Source organism: Acidovorax sp. (genome assembly GCF_046339755.1).
GTDB lineage: Bacteria > Pseudomonadota > Gammaproteobacteria > Burkholderiales > Burkholderiaceae_C > Acidovorax.
The window spans coordinates 1-20525 of sequence record NZ_JBKDTZ010000183.1 but is presented as its reverse complement, the minus strand read 5'-3'; the positions used below and the strand labels follow the sequence as shown (position 1 = coordinate 20525).

The window sequence follows — 20525 nt, the reverse complement described above, 5'->3', positions numbered from 1 at the left end:
TACCCACGCGAGTTCACATTCATGAAGAAGACGGGTTTTTTTCACCGCAGCGAGCTGGCTGAGGTCCTGTGGTCCTTCCGCAGGGAGTTCATCGTGGTCGGCATCTTCAGCATGGTGGCCAACGTGCTCATGCTGGCGCCTACGATGTACATGCTGCAGATTTTCGACCGCGTGATGTCCAGCCGCAGTGACCTGACGCTGATCGCGATGTCGCTGATCACGCTGTTTCTGTTCCTTGTGATGGCCTTTGCCGAATGGATGCGTTCGCGCGTGCTGGTGCATGCGGGGGTGCGGCTCGACGGGCTCCTTGGCACGCGCGTGTTCAATGCCAGCTTCGAGTCGCGCCTGGGCCAGTCCGGTGCCTCGGTGGCCCGCGCATTCAGCGACCTCATCCAGATCCGCCAGTTCCTCACGGGCAATGGCATTCTGGCGTTCTTCGACATTCCCTGGGCGCCCATCTACCTGGCCGTGCTGTTCTTCCTGCACCCTGTGCTGGGCTATGCGGCGCTGGTCTTCGCCGCCATCCAGGGTGCCCTGGCATGGTTCGGCCATCGCCACACGGTGGCGCCATCGGAGGCCGCATCCAGGGCCGTTGCAGAATCGGGCACCTACCTGCAGAGCAAGCTGCGCAATGCTGAAGTGCTGGAGTCGATGGGCATGGTGCACAACCTGCGGCCCCATTGGAAGGCGCGGCATGACAAGGGTCTGGATCTGCACGGCCATGCGCAGGCCCTTTCCCACAAGATCAGCGCCTGGAGCAAATTCATCCGCTACAGTCAGCAGTCTCTGGCGCTGGGCCTGGGCGCACTGCTGGTGATCGATGGCCAGTTGTCCCCCGGGGGCATGATTGCTGCCAACGTGCTGATGAGCCGTGCGCTGGCGCCCATCGACATGCTGGTGGGAACATGGCGCGGCTTCATCGGCGCGAGGGGGGCTTTCGGGCGCCTGGAATCGCTGCTGGAGACCCACCCCGAGCGCGACCCGGCCTTGTCCCGCGTGGCTCCGAAGGGCGCAATCACGGTGCGCGACCTTGTTGCAACTGCTCCGGGCCGTCCCCTGCCTATCCTCAAGGGTGTGAGCACTTCGGTACAGGCCGGCACGGTGACGGTGGTCCTTGGCCCCTCGGGCTCGGGAAAATCCACGTTGGCACGTTGCGTCATGGGGATCTGGCCGAATGTGTCCGGCGAGGTGCTGCTGGACGGGTTGCCCATCGATGGCTGGGACCGCCACGAACTAGGTCCCCATCTGGGCTACCTGCCGCAGGACATCGAGCTGTTCGAAGGCACGATTGCCGAGAACATCGCCCGCTTCGGCGAGGTCGATCCCGAGAAGGTCATTGCCGCAGCGCGCAGCACCGGCCTGCACGAAATGATTCTGCGTTTTCCCAAGGGCTATGACACGCCCATCGGCGAGGCGGGAAATCTGCTCTCAGGCGGTCAGCGCCAGCGTGTGGGCCTGGCCCGGGCCGTCTATGGCGATCCGGTGCTGGTGGTGTTGGACGAGCCGAATGCCAACCTGGATGACGTGGGTGAAACCGCCTTGGTGCAAAGCGTGCTGCAGCTCAAAGCCAGGGGCTGCACCGTGTTCCTGGTGACGCACAGGCCCGGGATTCTGGCGGTTGCCGATCGCCTGCTGATTCTGCAGGACGGTGAGGTCCAGGCGGACGGGCCGCGCGATGCCATTCTGAATGCCCTGCGTGCACAGGCTGCCGCACAAACGCCGCCGCCTGCCGCCGCCACGGGCGGACTGCAACCAACACCTGCCTGAGTGCGCGCCCGGGTGCCACTCGCTGTTTTATTGAACCCTCTTTCTGTCGGGTACTGACATGGTCAAATCATTGTTTCCTTTGAATAAAAAGCCGGAAGCCTCGCTCGATGCCATCGAGGCGGCCATGCGTTCGCCTGCCGGCTCGGCCCGGCCGGGCCGGCTGGGCCTGTGGGCGCTGGCCATCGGTTTTGGCGGCTTCTTGCTGTGGGCTGCCTTCGCACCTTTGGACGAAGGCGTTCCGGCCGCAGGTATCGTCGCCATCGACACCAAACGCAAGGCGGTGCAGCACCTGAGCGGCGGCATCGTCAAGGAAGTGCTGGTGCGCGAAGGCGACGAGGTCAAGGAAGGCCAGTTGCTGATCCGCTTGGATTCGGCTGTGGCACGTGCCAACTATGAATCCGTGCGCCAGCGCTACCTGGGGCTGCGCGCCATGCAGGGGCGTTTGCTGGCGGAGCAGGGCAATCTGCCCAGCATCAGCTTCCATGCCGACCTCCAGGCCGCGGCCTCGGATCCGCTGATTCGCCAGCAAATGCAGAACCAGGAGCAACTGTTCCAGACCCGGCGCAGCCTGCTGCGCTCCGACCTGCAATCCATCGAGGAAAGCATCCAGGGCCAGGAGGGCCTGCTGCAGGCCTATGACGGCATGCTTGCCAGCCGCAAGAGCCAGTTGTCGCTGCTCAATGAAGAGCTGGGCAACCTGCGTGGCCTGGTCAAGGAAGGCTATGCGCCGCGCAATCGCCAGTTGGAGATGGAGCGCATGGTCGCCGACTCCATCACCGCGATCGCCGACCTGGTGGGCAACACGATCCGGGGCCGCCGGGCTATCGGTGAATTACGCCAGCGTGCCCTGTCGCGCCAGCAGGAGTACCGCAAGGAAGTGGAAACCCAGCTGGCGGAGGTGAGCCGCGAGGTGCTGTCGGACAACGAAAAGCTCCATGCCGTCACCGACGACCTGGGGCGCACCGAGATCAAGGCGCCGGCAGCCGGCCAGGTGGTGGGCTTGGCCATCCAGACCGTGGGTGGCGTGATCTCTCCCGGACAGAAGCTCATGGACATCGTGCCCAGGGATGCGTCCCTGCTGCTGGAGGCGCATGTGGCGCCGCACCTTATCGATCGCGTGCACTCCGAATTGCCGGTGGACGTGCGCTTCTCCTCCTTTGCCCATTCCCCCCAACTGGTGGTGGACGGGAAGGTGGTGTCTATCTCCGGGGACTTGCTCACCGAGCCACAGACCAATGTCAGCTACTACCTGGCACGCATCCAGGTGACCCCCGAAGGCATCAAGAAGCTGGGCAAGCGCCAGTTGCAGCCCGGCATGCCGGTGGAAGTGATCTTCAAGACCGGCGAGCGCTCGATGCTGACCTACCTGCTGCACCCGCTGACCAAGCGCTTGGCGGCATCCATGACCGAGGAGTGAAGCCATGACATCGCAACGACATCCCCTCCTGCCTGCTGCGGGCCCTGCCCGGCACCGGCCGGTCGCACGCCTGGGCTGCCTGGCCGCCGCGGTGGCCGGGCTGCTGGTGGGAGCGCCGGCATGGTCCATCGACCTGCGCCAGGCCTATGAAGCGGCCGTGGCCAACGATGCGACCATCCGCTCCTCGCGCGCAACGGCCGATGCCAACCGCGAGCAACTGCCGCAGGCGCAGGCGCAGCGCCTGCCCAATGTGTCCCTCAGCGCGGGCCGCAATTACAACGACCTCACGAGCAGGACGCAGAATTTTCTCGGTGAGCCCTCCACGACCATCAACCGCTACTACAGCGGCAACCAGGCGCTGACGATTCGCCAGCCGATATACCGGCCCTTCATTGGTGCGCTGGTCAAGCAGGCCGAGGCGGTGGTGCAGGACGCGGACGCCACGCTGGAAAGCGCGGAGCAGGGCCTTGTGGTGCGCGTGGGCGAAGCCTACTTCGAGGCCTTGCTGGCCGAGGAGCAACTGGGGCTCATCGGCGCGCAGAAAAGCACCTACACCACCCAGCTCGACGCCGCCAAGAAGAGCTTTTCGGCCGGCAGCGGCACACGCACCGACATCGACGAAGCACAGGCCCGGCTGGACATGACCTATGCCCAGGAGCTGGAAGTCCAGCAGAACGTGGAGTTCACCCGCCGCAAGCTGGAGACCATCACCGGGCAGCCCGTGGGAACCCTGGCGCGGCTGGACTTGGCGCGTTTCAAGCCAGGCGCACCCATGCCCAACCTGCTGGACGACTGGATTTCCCGTGCCGAGCAGGCGAGCCCGGACATCAAGGCCCTGCGCGCCCGGCTGGAAGCAGCAAATTTCGAGATCGACAAGGCCAAAGCGGGGCACAAGCCTACGCTCGATGCGGTCGCGCAGTGGTCGCGCAACAGCAGCGACAGCGTCACCAACGTCAATTCGCGTTATGACAACAAGTCCATCGGTCTGCAACTGACCATTCCCATCTACGCCGGTGGCTATGTCAATTCCACAGTGCGCCAGGCCGTCGCCAGTGCCGAGCGGGCGCGTGAGCTGCTGGAGGCCGCGCGCCTGGATCTCAGCGTGCGCGTGCACCGCGAGTTCCGCGGCATGACCGAGGGAGTGGTGCGCATCAGCGCGCTGGAACAGGCCGTACGCTCGGCCGAGCAGGCCGTGCTGTCCAACCAGATGTCGTTCAAGGCCGGTGCCCGTACCACGCTGGACGTGCTGAACGCAGAGCAGCAAAAGACCACGGCGCTGCGCGATCTGGCCCAGGCCCGCTACCTGTACGTGGCTTCGCGCCTGCGCCTGCAGTCCCTGGCGGGCGACGAGCGCGCGGCCAGCGTGTCGGAGATCAACACCTGGCTGGCCCTTTGAGCCAGGCGCGAACCACCGTCCTCTGCGGTTCCGCAGCGGCTTCTGCTGGCGCAGAGAGGGTGACTGGCCGACTGCGGCAATGCAATCGGGATGCATTTGCATTGGCGTGTATTGGTGCCGTTTGTGTGACCAGCCGCACGCAGGGGTACATGAGGTTACTTGCCGACACAGGCCCTGCAGTTACGATTGGCGCCTCATGATCTGGTTGTCTGTGGTGGGTTTTCTGGTGGCGGCGATGGCTGCAGGGTTCGTCGTACGCTGGGTGCGGGGACATGCATCCGCCTATGGAAACGGCATGCCGCAACGCTTTCACATGGGGGATGTACCGCGCCTGGGTGGCGCGGCTCTGCTGCTGGGCCTGGCGAGTGCCTGGGGCCTGGGCATCCTGCAGTCCTTCCTGGGCGATCCAGGGTCCCTCAAACTGGGGTGGTGGGTCGGCAGCTGGCTGCTGGTGCTGCTGCCAGCGGTGCTGGGCGGCATTGCCGAGGACATGACCCAGCGGCTGGCCGTGCGCTACCGCCTGGCCCTGACCGGCGCCTCGGGGCTCCTGGCCATCTTTCTTCTGGACCTGTCCATCCCCCGCTTCGGCCTGCCCTGGTTCGACATGCTGTTGTCGGCCTGTCCCTGGCTGGGCCTGGCCATCGTGGTACTGGCCGTGGCCGGCCTGCCCCACGCCTTCAACATCATCGATGGCTACAACGGCCTGGCCGGCATGGTCGCCATCATCGTCTGCCTGGCCCTCGCGCACGTGGCATTGCAGGTGGGTGACCGCTCACTGGCAGCCCTGCTGGTGACCACGGCGGCGGCCACCGGGGGCTTCCTGGTCTGGAATTACCCGAGGGGCATGCTGTTTGCCGGCGATGGCGGGGCCTATGTGTGGGGCGTCGTCATTGCCCTGGCCAGTATCTCCCTGGTACAGCGCAATGCCGATGTCTCTCCCTGGTTCCCCATGCTGCTCTTGATCTACCCGGTCTGGGAGACCGTGTTCTCGATCTACCGCAAGGCCGTGCGCGGCGTCTCGCCCGGGGTGGCGGATGCGCTGCATTTTCACCAACTGATCTACCGGCGCATCGTGCGCGGCGTGTTCCACGACGACGAGTCGCGCCGCGTGCTCATGCGCAACAACCGCACCTCGCCCTACCTCTGGGGCTTCACCCTGCTCACCGTGGTGCCGGCCATCCTGTTCTGGAACAACACCCTGGTGCTGATGGGCTTTTGCTGGCTGTTCGTCATCAGCTACGTGGTGGCCTACCTGGCCATCGTGCGGTTCAAGGTGCCTGACTGGCTGCGCCGGTAAACACCCCCTGAGTCGCTTCGCGCCTTCCACCGCTCTCGACTCGCTGTGCGAGTCGGGAGGGGAACGCTCCCAGCGCGGCGGGGCGGTCCTTGCGCTGGAGCGCTGGTACGGGGCGCACCAGTTTTTGCGGGCGTGAACAGTGGGCCGTGCAATGGATAACGGAATGCACGGGTACTGCTTGCAGGACCGGCCCGCGAATGCGGCACAATTTGCGCATCCTCGTTTTCAACAGATGGCACGCCCCATGACCGATCTTCTCTCGATTGCGCCCCGCGACAAGGCTGAAATTCTGGCCCAGGCGCTGCCCTATATCCGCAAGTTCCATGGCAAGACCATGGTCATCAAGTACGGCGGCAACGCCATGACGGACCCGGCCCTGCAGGCCGACTTTGCCGAAGACGTGGTGCTGCTCAAGCTCGTGGGCATGAACCCCGTGGTGGTGCACGGCGGTGGCCCGCAGATCGAGACCGCCCTGAACCGCCTGGGCAAGAAGGGCGAGTTCGTGCAGGGCATGCGCGTGACCGACGCCGAAACCATGGAAGTGGTGGAGTGGGTGCTCGCGGGCGAAGTGCAGCAGGACATCGTGGGCCTGATCAACCAGGCCGGCGGCAAGGCCGTGGGCCTGACCGGGCGCGATGGCGGCATGATCCGGGCGCAGAAGCTCAAGCTGGTGGATTCCAAGGACCCGAGCGTCGAGCACGACGTGGGCCAGGTGGGGGATATCCTTTCCATCGACCCGAGCGTGGTCAAGGCGCTGCAGGACGATGCCTTCATCCCCGTCATCAGCCCCATCGGCTTCGGCGAGAACAACGAGAGCTACAACATCAATGCCGACGTGGTCGCCAGCAAGCTGGCCACCGTGCTCCAGGCCGAGAAGCTGATGCTCCTGACCAACACCCCCGGCGTGCTGGACAAGCAGGGCAAGCTGCTCACCGATCTGTCGGCGCGCGAGATCGACGCGCTGTTCGCCGACGGCACCATCTCGGGCGGCATGCTGCCCAAGATCGCCGGCGCGCTGGACGCCGCCAAGGCCGGCGTGCATGCGGTGCACATCATCGACGGCCGCGTGCCGCATGCCATGCTGCTTGAGATACTGACCGATCAGGCCTACGGCACGATGATCCGCAGCCACTGAATCTGGTGATGGAATGAGACTGCTGCTGGTCGAAGACGACGTGATGGTGGCCAGCGGCATCAAGCTGGGGCTGTCCGATGCCGGCTACGCAGTCGATTGGGTCGGCAGCGGCGAGCGCGCCGAAGAGGTGCTTCGCGTCGAATCCTTCGATGCCGCCATCATCGACATCGGCCTGCCCGCGATGGATGGGCTCGAACTCACGCGGCGCCTGCGCCGCCCGGACATGGCCAGCCCCTCGATGCCGGTGCTGATCCTGACGGCGCGCGACGCCCTGCACGACCGGGTGCAGGGCCTGGACCTGGGGGCCGACGACTACATGGTCAAGCCCTTCGAGCTGCCCGAGTTGCTGGCCCGCCTGCGCGCTCTGCTGCGCCGCTCGCAGGCCGCCACCACGGCCGTGCTCAGCTTCGGGCCGCTGGAGCTCGATACCGCCGGCCGGCGCGCCAGCGTTCGCGCCGACGGCAGCGAACAGGTGATCGAGCTGGGCCCGCGCGAATGGACGGTGCTCGAGTACCTGCTCATCAACGCGCCCAAGCCCGCCAGCAAGGACAAGCTGCTGCAGGCCCTCACCGGCTGGGACAAGGAGATCACCCCCAACGCGGTCGAGGTGTATGTCTCCCGCCTGCGCGGCAAGCTGGAGCCGCATGGCGTGGCCTTGCGCTCGATCCGGGGGTTTGGTTACCGGCTGGAACTCCAGGCGGGCTGAAACCTTCCTCATTTTTCCTCCTCGCGGCCCCGACCATGGAAACCCGGATCCCTCCTGCGCGACGGCCCGGACTGCGTGCCATGACGTCCGATCTGCGCAATCGGCTGCTGCTGCTGCTGGTGTTGCCCCTGTGCGTGCTGGCCACCATCGGCGTCTGGCTGGACTACCGCTCGGCCGACGAGGCCGCCGGCCAGCACGACCAGCGCCTGCTGCGCCTGCTTCCGGCACTGTCCGACTCGGTGCTCGCCCCAGCCATCAGCGACAACGATCCGCCCTTGCTGCTGCTGGCGCCGCCGCTGGAGGATTTTCTGCGGCAGAACGCCGGCTTTTCGGGCTACAGCGTGCGCGACCCTTCGGGCAAGCTGCTGCTGGGCGACGACTGGGTGCACAGCGCCGTGCCCACCACCCAGGCCCCTGAATTCCACAGTGTGGAGTACGGTGGCGTGACCTACCGGGTGGCGGTGCAAAAGGGTCGCACGGGCGCGGGCGAGATGGTGGTGGCCCTGGCCGATGGATCGGATCCGCGCCAGCAGTGGGCGCAACAGCTGCTGCTGCGGGTGCTGCTGCCCAACCTGGTGCTGGTGGCGGCGGCCGCGCTGGCCATCCACTGGGCCGTGCGCCAGGCCTTCAAGCCGCTGGTGGACCTGGCCGAGGCCGTGGAGCACCGCTCACCGCGCGATCTGAGCCCGATCGACGAGGCAGCCTCACCCTCCGAAGTACGCCCCCTGGTGCATTCGCTCAACCGCCTGTTCGCCCTGGTCAACGCCCAGGCCGAAGGGCAGCGCCGCTTTGTCGCCGACGCGGCGCACCAGCTGCGCACGCCCCTGGCGGGCCTGCAGGCCCAGGTTGAGGCCTGGGCCATGATGGCCAAGGCGGCGGCACCGCAGCGGCAGTCGCAGCCCGGCCCGGACAAGAAGGGCCCCGTGTCTACCGACGGGCGCACGCAGGGCGCCATCGTGCTGGGCGTGGACCAGATCGAGAAGCTGCGCAATGCCACCCGCCGCACGTCGCAGTTGGCGCACCAGCTGCTCGCCCTGTCGCGCGCCGATGCGCGCAGCCTCGATGCCCAGCAGCCGCAGCGCGTGGACCTCAAGGACCTGTGCGAGACCCTGCTCGAGACCTTTCTCGACCCTGCGACCGGTAAAGGGCTGGATCTGGGGATCGAGGTGCAGCCCGTGCACGTCACGGGCCACGGCTGGCTGCTGCGCGAGCTGTTGTCCAACCTGGTGGACAACGCCATCAAATACACCCCGCCCTCGGGCATCGTCACCATCCGCTGCGGTATGCGCCAGGGCAAGAGCGGGCCGCCGCGCGTGTTCCTGCAGGTCGAAGACGATGGCCCCGGGGTGCCCGATGCCGAGCGCACCCGGGTGATGCAGCGCTTTTACCGGGTGCCGGGCACGGTGGGGGAGGGCACGGGCCTGGGCCTGGCGATTGCCGACGAGATCGCGCGCGTGCACCGCGCTTCGTTGACCTTGGGTACGGGAGCGCAGGGCCGCGGCCTGATGGTGACTGTGGTGTTTCCGCTGTAGCGCCACCTGCTTGCCTGACCACCCCCGGGGGCTGTGCGAGAATCATTTCCACACATGATTTACGCCCTGCCGCTGGACGGAGGCCTGCCGTTTGCGGCAGACCGGCCACTGAGGCAGGAACCACGGGCCTCCGGGCGCCGGGGCCCTTGCGGGGCCTGCGTGCCTTCACACCATCTTTGCGCATGTCCGATCTTTCACAGCCCACCGAGCCAGCCAGCACTGCCGATGCCGAGGAATCTTCCACAGCACGCAAGCGGCCCAAGCCCGGAGAGCGCCGGGTGCAGATCCTGCAGATGCTGGCCACGATGCTGGAGCAGCCGGGGGCCGAACGCATCACCACGGCGGCCCTGGCATCGCGCCTGTCGGTGAGCGAGGCAGCGCTCTACCGCCACTTCGCCAGCAAGGCGCAGATGTTCGAGGGGCTGATTGACTTCATCGAACAGTCCGTTTTCGCCCTGGTGCAGCAGATCACGGGCCGCGAGGTCCCCGATCCGGACCAGCCCGCTGACGTGAGCCGGCGCCAGGCCGCCCGCATCGTCGCCGTGCTGCTGCAGTTCGGCGAGCGCAATCCCGGCATGGTGCGGGTGATGGTCGGCGATGCCCTGGTGTTCGAGCACGAGCGCCTGCAGCAGCGCATGAACCAGTTCTTCGACCGCATCGAGTCCACGCTGCGCCAGTGCCTGCGACCGGCCAACCCGGACTCGGCCACTCCGACCGTGGACGCCCAGGTGGCCGCCAGCGTGCTCACGGCGTTTGCACTGGGGCGCCTGCAGCGCTATGCGCGCTCGGGCTTTCGCCGCATGCCCAGCGAGCACCTGGACGCCAGCCTGGCCTTGATGCTCTGAGAGCGGCTTTGCCCCCGGATTAGGGCCGGTCTGCCGGCTCCCTTGCGCCATGGGCGGCCGGGCCCACGCACCGCGGGTCGCCGCCGTGCAACAAAGTTTTGGTACGGTCTCCCTATTTTTGGAGAGGCCTTTGGTGGCAGGGCAAATTTGCTGCAGAATAGTACGAACGTTCGTTTTTATTTGCACGCATGCCCGCCACCTCCGACTCTACCCCGGTCACCCGCATACCGCGCGCGCGCAGCGGCACCGGCCGCGCCCTGCAAAAAGGCCAGCAGACCAAGGCGGTCATCGTCGAGGCGGCGCTGGGCCTTGCCACGCACATCGGGCTCGAAGGCCTGTCCATCGGGGCCCTCGCCGACGTCACGGGCATGAGCAAGTCGGGTGTGTTCGCCCATTTCGGCTCGCGCGAGGAACTGCAGATCTCCGTGATCCGCGAATACCACACCCGCTTCGAGCAGGAGGTCTTCTATCCCGCCATGGCGGCCCCGCGCGGCGTGGCACGCCTGAGCGCGCTGTTCGACAACTGGATGAAGCGCACCTCGATCGAAATCGACTCGGGCTGCATCTACATCAGCGGCGCGGTCGAGTTCGATGACCGCAACGGCCCTGTGCGCGACGCGCTGGCCAGCTCGGTCCTCACCTGGCTGTCCGCCATGCGCCGCGCCATCGAGCAATGCAAGGAGTGCGGCGAGTTGCTGGCCGACACCAATGCCGACCAGATGCTCTTCGAGATCCACGGCCTGATCCTCGCACTGCACTACGAGGCGCGCTTCCTGCGCACCCCCGGCTCCATGGCGCGCTCCGTCACGGGCTTCCAGAACATCCTGGCGCGCTACAGCGCACCAGGCACCCCGGTGGCACCAGCCGCACCCGCTGCTGCACGCCGCAAAGTTTCCAACCAAACCACCATCCCCAAGGAGTAACCCCATGCCCAGCTATACGCCGCCCCTGCGCGACATGCAATTCGTCATGCACGAAGTGCTCAAGGTCAGCGATGAACTCAAGGCCCTGCCGGCCCATGCCGAGGTGGATGTGGACACCATCAATGCCGTGATCGAAGAGGCTGGCAAGTTCGCGGCCGAGGTCACCTTCCCGCTCAACATCAGCGGCGACACCGAAGGCTGCGTGCTGGACAAGGCGACCCACGAAGTGAAGACCCCTAAGGGCTTCAAGGACGCCTACGCCAAGTACGTCGAAGGTGGCTGGGCGGCGCTCTCCTGCGACCCCGCCTACGGCGGCCAGGGCCTGCCCTTCGTACTCAACCAGTGCCTGTACGAGATGATGAACTCGGCCAATCAGGCCTGGACCATGTACCCCGGCCTGTCGCACGGTGCCTACGAAGCCCTGCATGCGCATGGCACCGAAGAGCAGAAGGCACTGGACCTGCCCAAGCTCACCAGAGGCGAGTGGCCCGGCACCATGTGCCTGACCGAACCCCACTGCGGCACCGACCTGGTCCTGCTGCGCACCAAGGCCGAGCCCCGGGGCTGCGGCAACTACAAGATCACCGGCAACAAGATTTTCATCTCGGCCGGCGAGCACGACATGGCGGCCAACATCGTCCACCTGGTGCTGGCACGCCTGCCTGACGCACCCAAGGGCAGCAAGGGCATCAGCCTGTTCGTCGTGCCCAAGTTCAACATCCAGGCTGACGGCTCCCTGGGTGAGCGCAACCCCATCTACTGCACGGGCCTGGAGCACAAGATGGGCATCCACGGCAACGCGACGGCGCAGATCGCCATCGACGGCGCCGTCGGCACCCTGGTGGGCCAGCCGCACAAGGGCCTGGCCGCCATGTTCGTGATGATGAACGCCGCGCGCCTGGGCGTGGGCAACCAGTCCCTGGGCCTGACCGAAGTGGCCTACCAGAACGCCCTGGCCTACGCCAAGGACCGCATCCAGATGCGCAGCCTGTCTGGCACCAAGGCCAAGGACAAGGAAGCCGACCCCATCATCGTGCACCCCGACGTGCGCAAGATGCTGCTCACGGCCAAGGCCTACGCCGAAGGCGGCCGCGCGCTGCAGATCTTCTGCACACTGCTGCTGGACAAGGCCCACGGCCACGCCGACGAAAAGGTTCGCAAGGACTCCGAAGAACTCGTGGCCCTGCTGACTCCCATCGTCAAGGCCTTCATCACCGACAACGGCCACATCGCCACCAACGCGTGCATGCAGGTCTTCGGCGGCCATGGCTTCATCAAGGAATGGGGCATGGAGCAGTACGTGCGCGACAACCGCATCAACATGATCTACGAAGGCACGAACACCGTGCAGTCGCTGGACCTGCTGGGCCGCAAGATCCTGGGCAACAACGGCGCCTCGCTCAAGAAGTTCGGCAAGCTGGTGGCCAAGCTGGTGGAAGAAGAAGGCGTGAACGAGAAGATGGCCGAGTTCATCAACCCGGTCGCCTACCTGGCCGACCAGATGACCAAGTTCACCACCGAGATCGGTTTCAAGGGCCTGCAGAACCCTGACGAAGTGGGCGCCGCCGCCGTCGACTACCTGCGCGTGGCCGGCCACTTGGTGTTCGGCTACCTGTTCGCCCGCATGGCCCAGGTGGCCCTGCGCGAGATTGCTGCCGGCAACACCGACCCGTTCTACCAGGCCAAGCTGCAGACCGCGCGCTTCTACTTCGCCAAGCTCTTCCCCGAGACGGCGACGCTGATGCGCACGGCTCGTGCCGGCAGCAAGGTGCTTCTGGCAACCGATCTGGCCCGGGCCTGATCGGCACCCCGCCAGCGGATCCCGAACCTTCAGCCACGGAGCAGCCACCACCATGGTCAAAGCAGCAACCACCGCAGTCGTTCTTTTGCTTGCCGCCGCCGCGGCACCGGCCTGGGCGCAGATGACGCCCGAAGGCCTGTGGCGCAACATCGACGACAAGACCGGCGAAGCCAAGGCCGAGATCCGCATCCGCGATGCGGGTGGCGGTGCCTTGAACGGCGTGCTCGAAAAGCGCCTGGCCAAGGACGCCAAGCCCGACGAGGTGTGCGGCGAATGCAGCGATGACCGCAAGGGCAAGCCGCTGGTGGGGTTGGAGCTGATCCGCGGTGCCAAGAAAGCCGAAGGCAAGGACGTGTGGGAAGGCGGCAAGATCCTCGACCCTGAGAACGGCCGCAACTACACCCTGCGCATGACGCCCATCGAGGGTGGCAAGAAGCTGGAGGTGCGCGGCTCCATCGGCCCCTTCGGCCGCACGCAGACCTGGGTGCGGGTGCAGTAACAAGACAACCGCCTGCACCGGCCACGCCCGGTGCGGGCAACAACGAGGGCAGGGCGCTGCGCCGCCGTCGTCCTTCTGGAGAAATACCGATGTCAAGATTCCAAGTGAAGAAAGTCGCCGTTCTCGGCGCGGGCGTGATGGGTGCGCAGATCGCGGCGCACCTGGTCAACGTCAAGGTGCCCGTGGTGCTGTTCGACCTGCCGGCCAAGGAAGGCCCGAAGAACGGCATCGTCACCAAGGCCGTGGAAGGCCTCAAGAAGCTCAAGCCTTCGCCCCTGGGCGTGGCGGACGACGCCGCCCTGATCGGCCAGGCCAACTACGAAGAGCACCTGGAGCAGCTGCGCGACTGCGACCTCATCATCGAGGCCATCGCCGAGCGCATGGACTGGAAGCTCGACCTGTACAAGAAGATCGCGCCTTTCGTCGCACCACACGCCATCGTGGCGTCGAACACCTCGGGCCTTTCGATCACCAAGCTGTCCGAGGCGCTGCCCGAGAGCATCAAGCCGCGCTTTTGCGGCATCCACTTCTTCAACCCGCCGCGCTACATGGTGCTGGTGGAGCTGATCAACACGCCCACCACTTCGCCCGAGGTGCTCGACCAGCTCGAGGCTTTTGTCACCAGCGGCCTGGGCAAGGGTGTGGTGCGTGCGCACGACACGCCCAACTTCGTGGCCAACCGCGTGGGCATTGCCGGCATGCTGGCCACCATGAAGGAAGTCGAGAACTTCGGCCTCTCCTTCGACGTGGTGGACGACCTCACGGGCAAGAAGCTCGGCCGCGCATCGAGCGGCACTTTCCGCACCGCCGACGTGGTGGGCCTTGACACCATGGCCCACGTCATCAAGACGCTGCAGGACAACCTCGACGAGAACAGCGACCCGTTCTACGCCAGCTTCGGCACGCCCGCCGTGCTCAAGAAGCTGCTGGAACTCGGCAATCTGGGTCAGAAGGCCAAGGCTGGCTTCTACAAGAAGGTCGGCCGCGACGTGCTGCGCTTCGACCTGGAGAGCGAAGAGTACGTGCCCGGCGGCCAGAAGGCCGACGAGGTGTACGGCCGCATGCTCAAGAAGCCCGCCGCCGAGCGCCTGCGCCTGCTGCGCAACGCCGAAGGCGCGCAAGGCCGCTTCCTCTGGGCCATCCTGCGCAACAGCTTTCACTATGCCGCCGTGCACCTGGGCACCATTGCCGACAACGCGCGTGACGTGGACCAGGCCATGCGCTGGGGCTTCGGCATGAAGCAAGGCCCCTTCGAGCTCTGGCAGGAAGCCGGCTGGCTCGACGTGGCGAAGATGATCCAGGAGGACATCGACGCCGGCAAGGCCCTGTCCAAGGCACCGCTGCCCGAGTGGGTGTTCAAGGGCCCCGTGGCCGAGGCCGGTGGCGTGCACACCGCCCAGGGCTCATGGAGCGCATCGGCTCAGAAGTTCATCGCACGCCGCGCGCTGCCGGTGTACGAGCGCCAGCACTTCCCCGAGAAGCTGCTGGGCGAGACGTCGCTGCCCGAATTCACCACCGCCGGCACCACGCTGCACGAGGACGACTCCATCCGCGTATGGACGCTGGAGGGCGCGGACCGTGCGCCCGGCTCCGGCGTCGTGATCGCCAGCATCAAGACCAAGATGCACGCCATCAGCCCCGACGTGGCCGAAGGCCTCACGCTGGCCGTGGACCTGGCCGAGAAGGACTACGAGGGCATGGTGATCTGGTCGGGCGACGAGCCCTTCAGCGCCGGTGCCGACCTGCAGGCCATGCTGCCCGCCTTCATGGTGGCCGGTGTGAGCGCCATCGAGGGCGCCGAGGCCGAACTGCAGAACACCATGCTGCGCATCCGCTACGCCAACGTGCCGGTGGTGGCCGCCGTGCGCGGCCTGGCCCTGGGCGGCGGCTGCGAGCTGGCCGTGCACTCGGCGCGCCGCGTGGTGCACATGGAAAGCTATATCGGCCTGGTGGAAGTCGGCGTGGGCCTGGTGCCCGGCGCCGGCGGCCTGACCTACATCGCCCGCCGCGCTGCCGAGAACGCCGCCACCTCCACGGGCAAGGACATCCTGCCCTTCCTGACCGAAGGCTTCACCGCGGCTGCGATGGCCAAGGTGGGCACCAGCGCACTCGAATCGCGCAAGCTCGGCTACGTGCTGGAGAGCGACGTGATCGTGCCGCACAAGGACGAACTGCTCTACGTGGCCATCAACGAAGCCAGGTCCCTGGCCAAGGGCGGCTGGCGTGCGCCGGCCAAGCGTGTGATCCCGGTGGCTGGGCGCAGCGGCATCGCCACCATCAAGGGCTCGCTGGTCAACATGCGCGACGGCGGCTTCATCAGCCAGCACGACTTCCACATCGCCGGCCTGATCGCCGAGGTGGTTTGTGGCGGTGACGTGGATGCCGGCACCCTGGTGAGCGAGGAGTACCTGATGACGCTGGAGCGCAAGGCGTTCTGCGCCCTTATCGAGCACCCCAAGACGCAGGAGCGCATCCTGGGCATGCTGTCTACCGGCAAGCCGGTGCGCAACTGACAGAGCCTTTGCTGTCCACCATGAGCGAAACCACCCGCCCGCCGAACAAGCTGCAGCGCTCGCTGATGCGGCTGGACGAAGCCCCGGCCTTCATGCGCGGCTTCGTGCAGAACATCATCCTGCGCCGCGCCGTGCCCTTCACGGGCACGGCCGGTGTGAAGTTCGTGTCGCTCACGCCCGAGCGGGTCGAGGTGCACCTGGCCAACGAGCGACGCGTGCAGAACCACATCGGCGGCGTGCATGCCTCGGCCATGAACCTGCTGGCCGAAACGGCCACCGGCATGGTCGTGGGCATGAACGTGCGCGACGACTGCACGCCGCTGGCCAAGGAGTTCAGCATGGCCTTTCGCAAGCGCGCCACGGGCGGCCTCAAGGCCGTGGCCGTGCTCAGCGCCGAGCAGCGCGCGGCCATGCAGGCCAGCGACAAGGGCGAGGTTCAGGTCACCGTCAGCGTGACCGATGAGGCTGGCATCGAGCCGGTCGAATGTGCATTTACGTGGGCCTGGGTTCCAGCCAGTCGCCCCGCCAAGAATTGAAGGAGTTCACCACCATGGCCAAACAAGTCCAGGAAGCCTACATCGTTGCTGCCACGCGCACGCCCATCGGGCGCTCGCACCGCGGCTTCTTCCGCAACACCCGGCCCGACGACCTGCTGGCGACCACGCTCAAGGCCGCGCTGGCCGCAGCGCCCGGCCTCGATCCCAAGGCCATCGAGGACATCATCTGCGGCTGCGCGATTCCCGAAGCCCAGCAGGGTCTGAACGTGGCGCGCATCGGCGCCGTGCTGGCCGGCCTGCCCACCAGCGTGGGCGGTATCACCGTCAACCGCTTCTGCGCATCGGGCCTGTCGGCCGTGCAGATGGCGGCCGACCGCATCCGCGTGGGCGAAGCCGACGTGATGATCGCCGCCGGGGTGGAAAGCATGAGCATGGTGCCCATGATGGGCAACTCGCCCTCGCTGTCGCCCTCGATCTTCGAGCGCGAAGGCGATGTAGGCATTGCCTACGGCATGGGCCTCACGGCCGAGAAGGTGGCGCAGCAGTGGAAAGTCAGCCGCGATGCGCAGGACCAGTTCGCGCTGCAGTCGCACCAGAAGGCCCTGGCCGCCCAGCAGGCCGGCTACTTTGCCGATGAGATCACGCCCATCGAGGTGACCGACCGCACGGCCAACCTGGAAACCGGCGAGTCGATTGCCAACAGCCGCACCGTGAGCCAGGACGAAGGCGCCCGCCCCGACACCACGCACGAAGGCCTGGCCAAGCTCAAGACGGTGTTCGCCGCGCGCGGCTCCGTCACGGCCGGCAACAGCTCGCAGACCAGCGATGGCGCGGGCGCGCTGATCCTGGCCAGCGAGGCCGCCGTCAAGCGCTTCGGCCTGACGCCGCTGGCGCGCTTCGTGAGCTATGCATCCAAGGGTGTGCCGCCGCACATCATGGGCATCGGCCCCATCGAGGCGATCCCCGCGGCCCTGCGCTATGCGGGCCTGAACCAGCAGGACATCGACTGGTTCGAGCTGAACGAGGCCTTTGCCGCGCAGTCGCTGGCGGTGATGAACACGCTGGGGATGGATCCTTCCAAGGTCAACCCCATGGGCGGCGCGATTGCGCTGGGGCATCCGCTGGGTGCCACGGGTGCCATCCGTTCTGCCACGGTGGTGCATGCGCTCAAGCGCAACAAGCTCAAGTACGGCATGGTCACGATGTGCGTAGGCATGGGCCAGGGAGCCGCCGGCATCTTCGAGGCTGTGTAAGGCTATCGAGCGGGCGATCTGCGTCGTTGGGCGGTGCTCGGAATCCTCACGTACAGGAAGTACGTTCCGGTTCCTGTGCTCCGTCCGCCTAGCAGCTCATCCCGCTCGCTACGCCCTTGAGGGCGGGGTATTGAAGCCCAAAGAGTTGACGTGTTTTCCATCTAACCGGCACAGATCGGCTTTTACAGGAGACGAACATGGATAAGCAGACTTTGCAGGTAGATGGTGTCCAACTGGCGCTGCGCGTGTACGAGCCCGAAGGCGGGGCTGGCGCTGCGCGCGCCAGTGTCGTCATCGGCGGGGCCATGGGGGTGCGGCAGGCGTTCTACGAGGTGTTTGCGCGCTGGCTGGCGCAGCAGGGGTTTCGGGTCACGACGTTCGATTACCGCGGGCACGGGGATTCGCTGCAGGGGCCGATGCGGGCCGTGAAGGCGGATCTGTTCGACTGGGCGCGGGACTACGAGGCCGTCATCACGAGCGCCAAGGCCGCGTTGCCGGCGCAGCCGCTGTACCTGCTGGGTCAAAGCCTGGGGGCGCAACTGCCAGGGCTCCTGCGCAATCCGGCGCAGGTCGATGGGCTGCTGAGCATTGCCGCGGGCAGCGGGTACTGGCGTGACAACGCGCCCCGGCTCAAGCGCATGGTGCCGTATTTCTGGTGGGTGCTGGTGCCGCTGGCGACACGGCTGTGCGGTTACTTTCCCGGACGCAAGCTCAAGAAGGTGGGGGACCTGCCTGCCGGTGTGATCCTGCAGTGGCGCCGCTGGTGCCTCTCCCCCACCTACAGCGTGGGCGCCGAGGGTGCGGCGGCGGCGCAAAGCTATGGCGCGGTGCGCTTTCCGGTGCTGGCGCTGTCGATGAGCGACGACGAGCTCATGACCCTGCGCGGCACGCACAACCTGGTGAACCTGTACGCCAACACCGAGCGCCGCGTGGAGCGCATCACCCCGGCCGACGTGCAGGTGCGCCGCATCGGGCATTTTGGCTTTTTCCGGGACCAGTTCCAGCAGAGCCTGTGGCCACGGGCTGTGGAGGCGCTTGCCGGGCTGGGCCAGGGTGACAGGACTGCGACAGTCACCGGCATGACGGCTTAGACGGCCGACCCGCGGCACACTCCACGCCATGACGAAGACTTCTGCGACAGCTTCCCACCCCCTGGACGAGGCCCTGCAACTGGAGCCCGTGGCCGGTGCGCCCGGCCAGTACCAGGGCAAGACCCATCCGGGCTACTGGAACATGGTCGGCCCGTTCGGCGGTGCCACGGCGGCCACCCTGCTGCAGGCCATCCTGCTGCACCCGGACCGGCTGGGCGACCCGCTGTCGCTCACGGTCAACTATGCGGGGGCACTGGTGGAGGGCACGTTCACCATCCAGGCCGTGCCGGTGCGCACCAACCGCTCCACCCAGCATTGGACGCTGTCCATCCTGCAGCCCGATGCCGAAGGCGCACCCGTGGTCACCACCACCGGCACGGCGGTGACGGCGGTGCGCCGCGAGACCTGGAGCGTGGGCGATCTGCCCATGCCCGAGGTGACGCCGGCCGCTGACCTGGAGCCCATCTCCCGGCAGGGGGTGGAGTGGATCAACCGCTATGAAATGCGCCCGCTGAAGGGGCCCATCCCTAACACCTGGGACGGCAGTGGCGACCACAGCACCACGCAGCTGTGGATGCGCGATGCACCACCACGGCCGCTGGATTTCCTGTCGCTCGCGGCCCTTGCCGACGTGTTCTACCCACGGGTCTGGCTGCGTCGCGCACGCCGCGTGCCCGCCGGCACGGTCTCCATCACCGTGTACTTCCATGCCAGCGCCGAGCAACTGAAAGCCACCGGCATCGGCCACCTGCTGGGCCAGGCACGCGGCCAGGAATTCCGCAACGGCTTTTTCGACCAGACCGCCCAGTTGTGGAACGAGGCCGGCACCATGCTGGCCACGAGCCACCAGATCGTCTACTACAAGGAATGAACCCTGCGGCGGCGCGGGTGCTGGTTATCCTCGCCCGTTGTCCTCGACATTGACCGCCTGCCATTCGCAAGCCATCCAACCCACCCACATCCAACCACCATGACCGACGCCACCACCCAAGACATCCTGGTCCATACCGAGGCCGGTATCACCACCATCACCTTCAACCGGGTGGACAAGAAGAATTCCATCACCACCACCATGTACGCCGCCATGGCCGATGCATTGGTTGCCGCCGGGGCGGACGCTGCAGTGCGCGTGGTGGTGTTCCAGGGCGATGTGGCGATCTTCAGCGCCGGCAACGACATCGGCGATTTTCTGCAGCACCCGCCGGCCACGCAGGATTCGCCGGTGTTCCGCTTTCTGCACGGCATCGCCGCGTTTCCCAAGCCCATCATCGCGTCCGTCTGCGGTCCGGCCGTGGGCATCGGCACGACCATGCTGTTCCATTGCGACCTGGTCTACGCGGGCGACAACGCAGCGTTCTCCATGCCCTTCGTGAACCTGGGCCTGTGCCCCGAGGCAGCGTCCAGCCTGCTGGTGCCGCAGATGATGGGCTACCACCGCGCGGCCGAGGCCCTGCTGCTGGGCGAGCCCTTCATGGCCGAGGCCGCTTTGGAGGTGGGTCTGGTGAACCGCGTGGTGCCGCCCACCGAGTGCAACGGCGTGGCGCAGGCGCAGGCGAAGAAGCTGGCCGCGAAGCCCTTGTCTGCGTTGATCGAGACCAAGCGCTTGATGAAGAAGGGGCAGACGCAGCCGGTGCTGGAGCGCATGGGCGAGGAGGGGGCGAGCTTTGGGCGCATGCTGCGGGAGCCGGCTGCGCGCGAGGCGTTTTCTGCGTTCATGGAGAAGCGCAAGCCTGACTTCAGCAAGGTTTGATTTTTTTGATGGTGGTTGCTTCTCTTCTTTGTTGAAGGGCGGAGGCCGGGATGTGCGCCCGGCGGCGCAGTAACTTTCTCTTGCGTCGCCAAGAGAAAGTCAC

17 protein-coding genes are annotated in these 20525 nt (G+C 66.4%); all 17 read left to right on the top strand.

The annotated features are described in order from the left end of the window. The first annotated feature begins 21 nt into the window (after window positions 1–21). The 17 genes from ACK59X_RS14975 (at window position 22) to ACK59X_RS14895 (ending at window position 20422) form a co-directional block, all read left to right on the top strand. On the top strand, window positions 22–1767 hold the full coding sequence (locus ACK59X_RS14975) for a type I secretion system permease/ATPase (protein WP_409958304.1): 1746 nt from the start codon (window positions 22–24) through the stop codon (window positions 1765–1767). A gap of 58 nt (window positions 1768–1825) precedes the next feature. Next, window positions 1826–3184 (top strand): HlyD family type I secretion periplasmic adaptor subunit, encoded by a 1359-nt coding sequence (locus tag ACK59X_RS14970; protein WP_409958302.1) that lies wholly within the window; start codon window positions 1826–1828, stop codon window positions 3182–3184. A 4-nt stretch (window positions 3185–3188) separates the two neighbouring features. Further along, the gene (locus ACK59X_RS14965; protein WP_409958300.1) at window positions 3189–4580 is read left to right on the top strand and encodes a TolC family outer membrane protein; all 1392 of its coding nucleotides are present in this window, start codon (window positions 3189–3191) and stop codon (window positions 4578–4580) included. Window positions 4581–4776: 196 nt separating this feature from the next. After that, window positions 4777–5877 carry an MraY family glycosyltransferase gene (locus ACK59X_RS14960; protein ID WP_409958298.1) on the top strand — a complete coding sequence of 367 codons (1101 nt, stop codon included), beginning with the start codon at window positions 4777–4779 and terminating at the stop codon, window positions 5875–5877. Between the two features lie 244 nt (window positions 5878–6121). Continuing rightward, window positions 6122–7012 (top strand): acetylglutamate kinase, encoded by an 891-nt coding sequence (gene argB / locus ACK59X_RS14955; RefSeq protein WP_409958297.1) that lies wholly within the window; start codon window positions 6122–6124, stop codon window positions 7010–7012. A 13-nt stretch (window positions 7013–7025) separates the two neighbouring features. Further along, entirely contained in the window at window positions 7026–7718 is a 693-nt protein-coding gene (locus tag ACK59X_RS14950) for a response regulator transcription factor (RefSeq protein WP_184858658.1), read from the top strand. 80 nt (window positions 7719–7798) lie between these two features. Continuing rightward, window positions 7799–9250 carry a sensor histidine kinase gene (locus tag ACK59X_RS14945; RefSeq protein WP_409958295.1) on the top strand — a complete coding sequence of 484 codons (1452 nt, stop codon included), beginning with the start codon at window positions 7799–7801 and terminating at the stop codon, window positions 9248–9250. Between the two features lie 182 nt (window positions 9251–9432). Next, on the top strand, window positions 9433–10095 hold the full coding sequence (gene slmA / locus ACK59X_RS14940; protein WP_409958293.1) for a nucleoid occlusion factor SlmA: 663 nt from the start codon (window positions 9433–9435) through the stop codon (window positions 10093–10095). A 188-nt stretch (window positions 10096–10283) separates the two neighbouring features. Next, window positions 10284–11018 (top strand): TetR/AcrR family transcriptional regulator, encoded by a 735-nt coding sequence (locus ACK59X_RS14935; RefSeq protein WP_409958291.1) that lies wholly within the window; start codon window positions 10284–10286, stop codon window positions 11016–11018. 4 nt (window positions 11019–11022) lie between these two features. After that, entirely contained in the window at window positions 11023–12819 is a 1797-nt protein-coding gene (locus tag ACK59X_RS14930; RefSeq protein ID WP_409958289.1) for an acyl-CoA dehydrogenase C-terminal domain-containing protein, read from the top strand. A gap of 52 nt (window positions 12820–12871) precedes the next feature. Next, window positions 12872–13318 carry a DUF2147 domain-containing protein gene (locus ACK59X_RS14925; protein ID WP_409958287.1) on the top strand — a complete coding sequence of 149 codons (447 nt, stop codon included), beginning with the start codon at window positions 12872–12874 and terminating at the stop codon, window positions 13316–13318. An 89-nt stretch (window positions 13319–13407) separates the two neighbouring features. After that, window positions 13408–15831 (top strand): 3-hydroxyacyl-CoA dehydrogenase NAD-binding domain-containing protein, encoded by a 2424-nt coding sequence (locus ACK59X_RS14920; protein ID WP_409958285.1) that lies wholly within the window; start codon window positions 13408–13410, stop codon window positions 15829–15831. Between the two features lie 20 nt (window positions 15832–15851). Then, on the top strand, window positions 15852–16367 hold the full coding sequence (locus ACK59X_RS14915; RefSeq protein ID WP_409958283.1) for a DUF4442 domain-containing protein: 516 nt from the start codon (window positions 15852–15854) through the stop codon (window positions 16365–16367). Between the two features lie 14 nt (window positions 16368–16381). After that, entirely contained in the window at window positions 16382–17581 is a 1200-nt protein-coding gene (locus ACK59X_RS14910; RefSeq protein WP_409958281.1) for an acetyl-CoA C-acyltransferase, read from the top strand. Between the two features lie 197 nt (window positions 17582–17778). Beyond that, complete coding sequence (locus tag ACK59X_RS14905) at window positions 17779–18672, top strand: alpha/beta fold hydrolase (RefSeq protein ID WP_409958279.1); 894 nt, start codon at window positions 17779–17781, stop codon at window positions 18670–18672. Window positions 18673–18700: 28 nt separating this feature from the next. Beyond that, window positions 18701–19543 (top strand): acyl-CoA thioesterase, encoded by an 843-nt coding sequence (locus ACK59X_RS14900; protein ID WP_409958277.1) that lies wholly within the window; start codon window positions 18701–18703, stop codon window positions 19541–19543. Window positions 19544–19642: 99 nt separating this feature from the next. Beyond that, on the top strand, window positions 19643–20422 hold the full coding sequence (locus ACK59X_RS14895; RefSeq protein ID WP_409958275.1) for an enoyl-CoA hydratase: 780 nt from the start codon (window positions 19643–19645) through the stop codon (window positions 20420–20422). Window positions 20423–20525: the final 103 nt, after the last annotated feature.

What these genes read in the sequence shown, in the direction of transcription:
- ACK59X_RS14925 (WP_409958287.1), top strand. Translation starts at nt 12,872, where the DNA reads ATGGTCAAAGCAGCAACCACCGCAGTCGTTCTTTTGCTTGCCGCCGCC.
- ACK59X_RS14915 (WP_409958283.1), top strand. Translation starts at nt 15,852, where the DNA reads ATGAGCGAAACCACCCGCCCGCCGAACAAGCTGCAGCGCTCGCTGATG.
- ACK59X_RS14965 (WP_409958300.1), top strand. Translation starts at nt 3,189, where the DNA reads ATGACATCGCAACGACATCCCCTCCTGCCTGCTGCGGGCCCTGCCCGG.
- ACK59X_RS14920 (WP_409958285.1), top strand. Translation starts at nt 13,408, where the DNA reads ATGTCAAGATTCCAAGTGAAGAAAGTCGCCGTTCTCGGCGCGGGCGTG.
- slmA (WP_409958293.1), top strand. Translation starts at nt 9,433, where the DNA reads ATGTCCGATCTTTCACAGCCCACCGAGCCAGCCAGCACTGCCGATGCC.
- ACK59X_RS14945 (WP_409958295.1), top strand. Translation starts at nt 7,799, where the DNA reads ATGACGTCCGATCTGCGCAATCGGCTGCTGCTGCTGCTGGTGTTGCCC.
- ACK59X_RS14930 (WP_409958289.1), top strand. Translation starts at nt 11,023, where the DNA reads ATGCCCAGCTATACGCCGCCCCTGCGCGACATGCAATTCGTCATGCAC.
- ACK59X_RS14960 (WP_409958298.1), top strand. Translation starts at nt 4,777, where the DNA reads ATGATCTGGTTGTCTGTGGTGGGTTTTCTGGTGGCGGCGATGGCTGCA.
- ACK59X_RS14975 (WP_409958304.1), top strand. Translation starts at nt 22, where the DNA reads ATGAAGAAGACGGGTTTTTTTCACCGCAGCGAGCTGGCTGAGGTCCTG.
- ACK59X_RS14910 (WP_409958281.1), top strand. Translation starts at nt 16,382, where the DNA reads ATGGCCAAACAAGTCCAGGAAGCCTACATCGTTGCTGCCACGCGCACG.
- ACK59X_RS14895 (WP_409958275.1), top strand. Translation starts at nt 19,643, where the DNA reads ATGACCGACGCCACCACCCAAGACATCCTGGTCCATACCGAGGCCGGT.
- ACK59X_RS14950 (WP_184858658.1), top strand. Translation starts at nt 7,026, where the DNA reads ATGAGACTGCTGCTGGTCGAAGACGACGTGATGGTGGCCAGCGGCATC.
- ACK59X_RS14905 (WP_409958279.1), top strand. Translation starts at nt 17,779, where the DNA reads ATGGATAAGCAGACTTTGCAGGTAGATGGTGTCCAACTGGCGCTGCGC.
- ACK59X_RS14935 (WP_409958291.1), top strand. Translation starts at nt 10,284, where the DNA reads ATGCCCGCCACCTCCGACTCTACCCCGGTCACCCGCATACCGCGCGCG.
- ACK59X_RS14970 (WP_409958302.1), top strand. Translation starts at nt 1,826, where the DNA reads ATGGTCAAATCATTGTTTCCTTTGAATAAAAAGCCGGAAGCCTCGCTC.
- ACK59X_RS14900 (WP_409958277.1), top strand. Translation starts at nt 18,701, where the DNA reads ATGACGAAGACTTCTGCGACAGCTTCCCACCCCCTGGACGAGGCCCTG.
- argB (WP_409958297.1), top strand. Translation starts at nt 6,122, where the DNA reads ATGACCGATCTTCTCTCGATTGCGCCCCGCGACAAGGCTGAAATTCTG.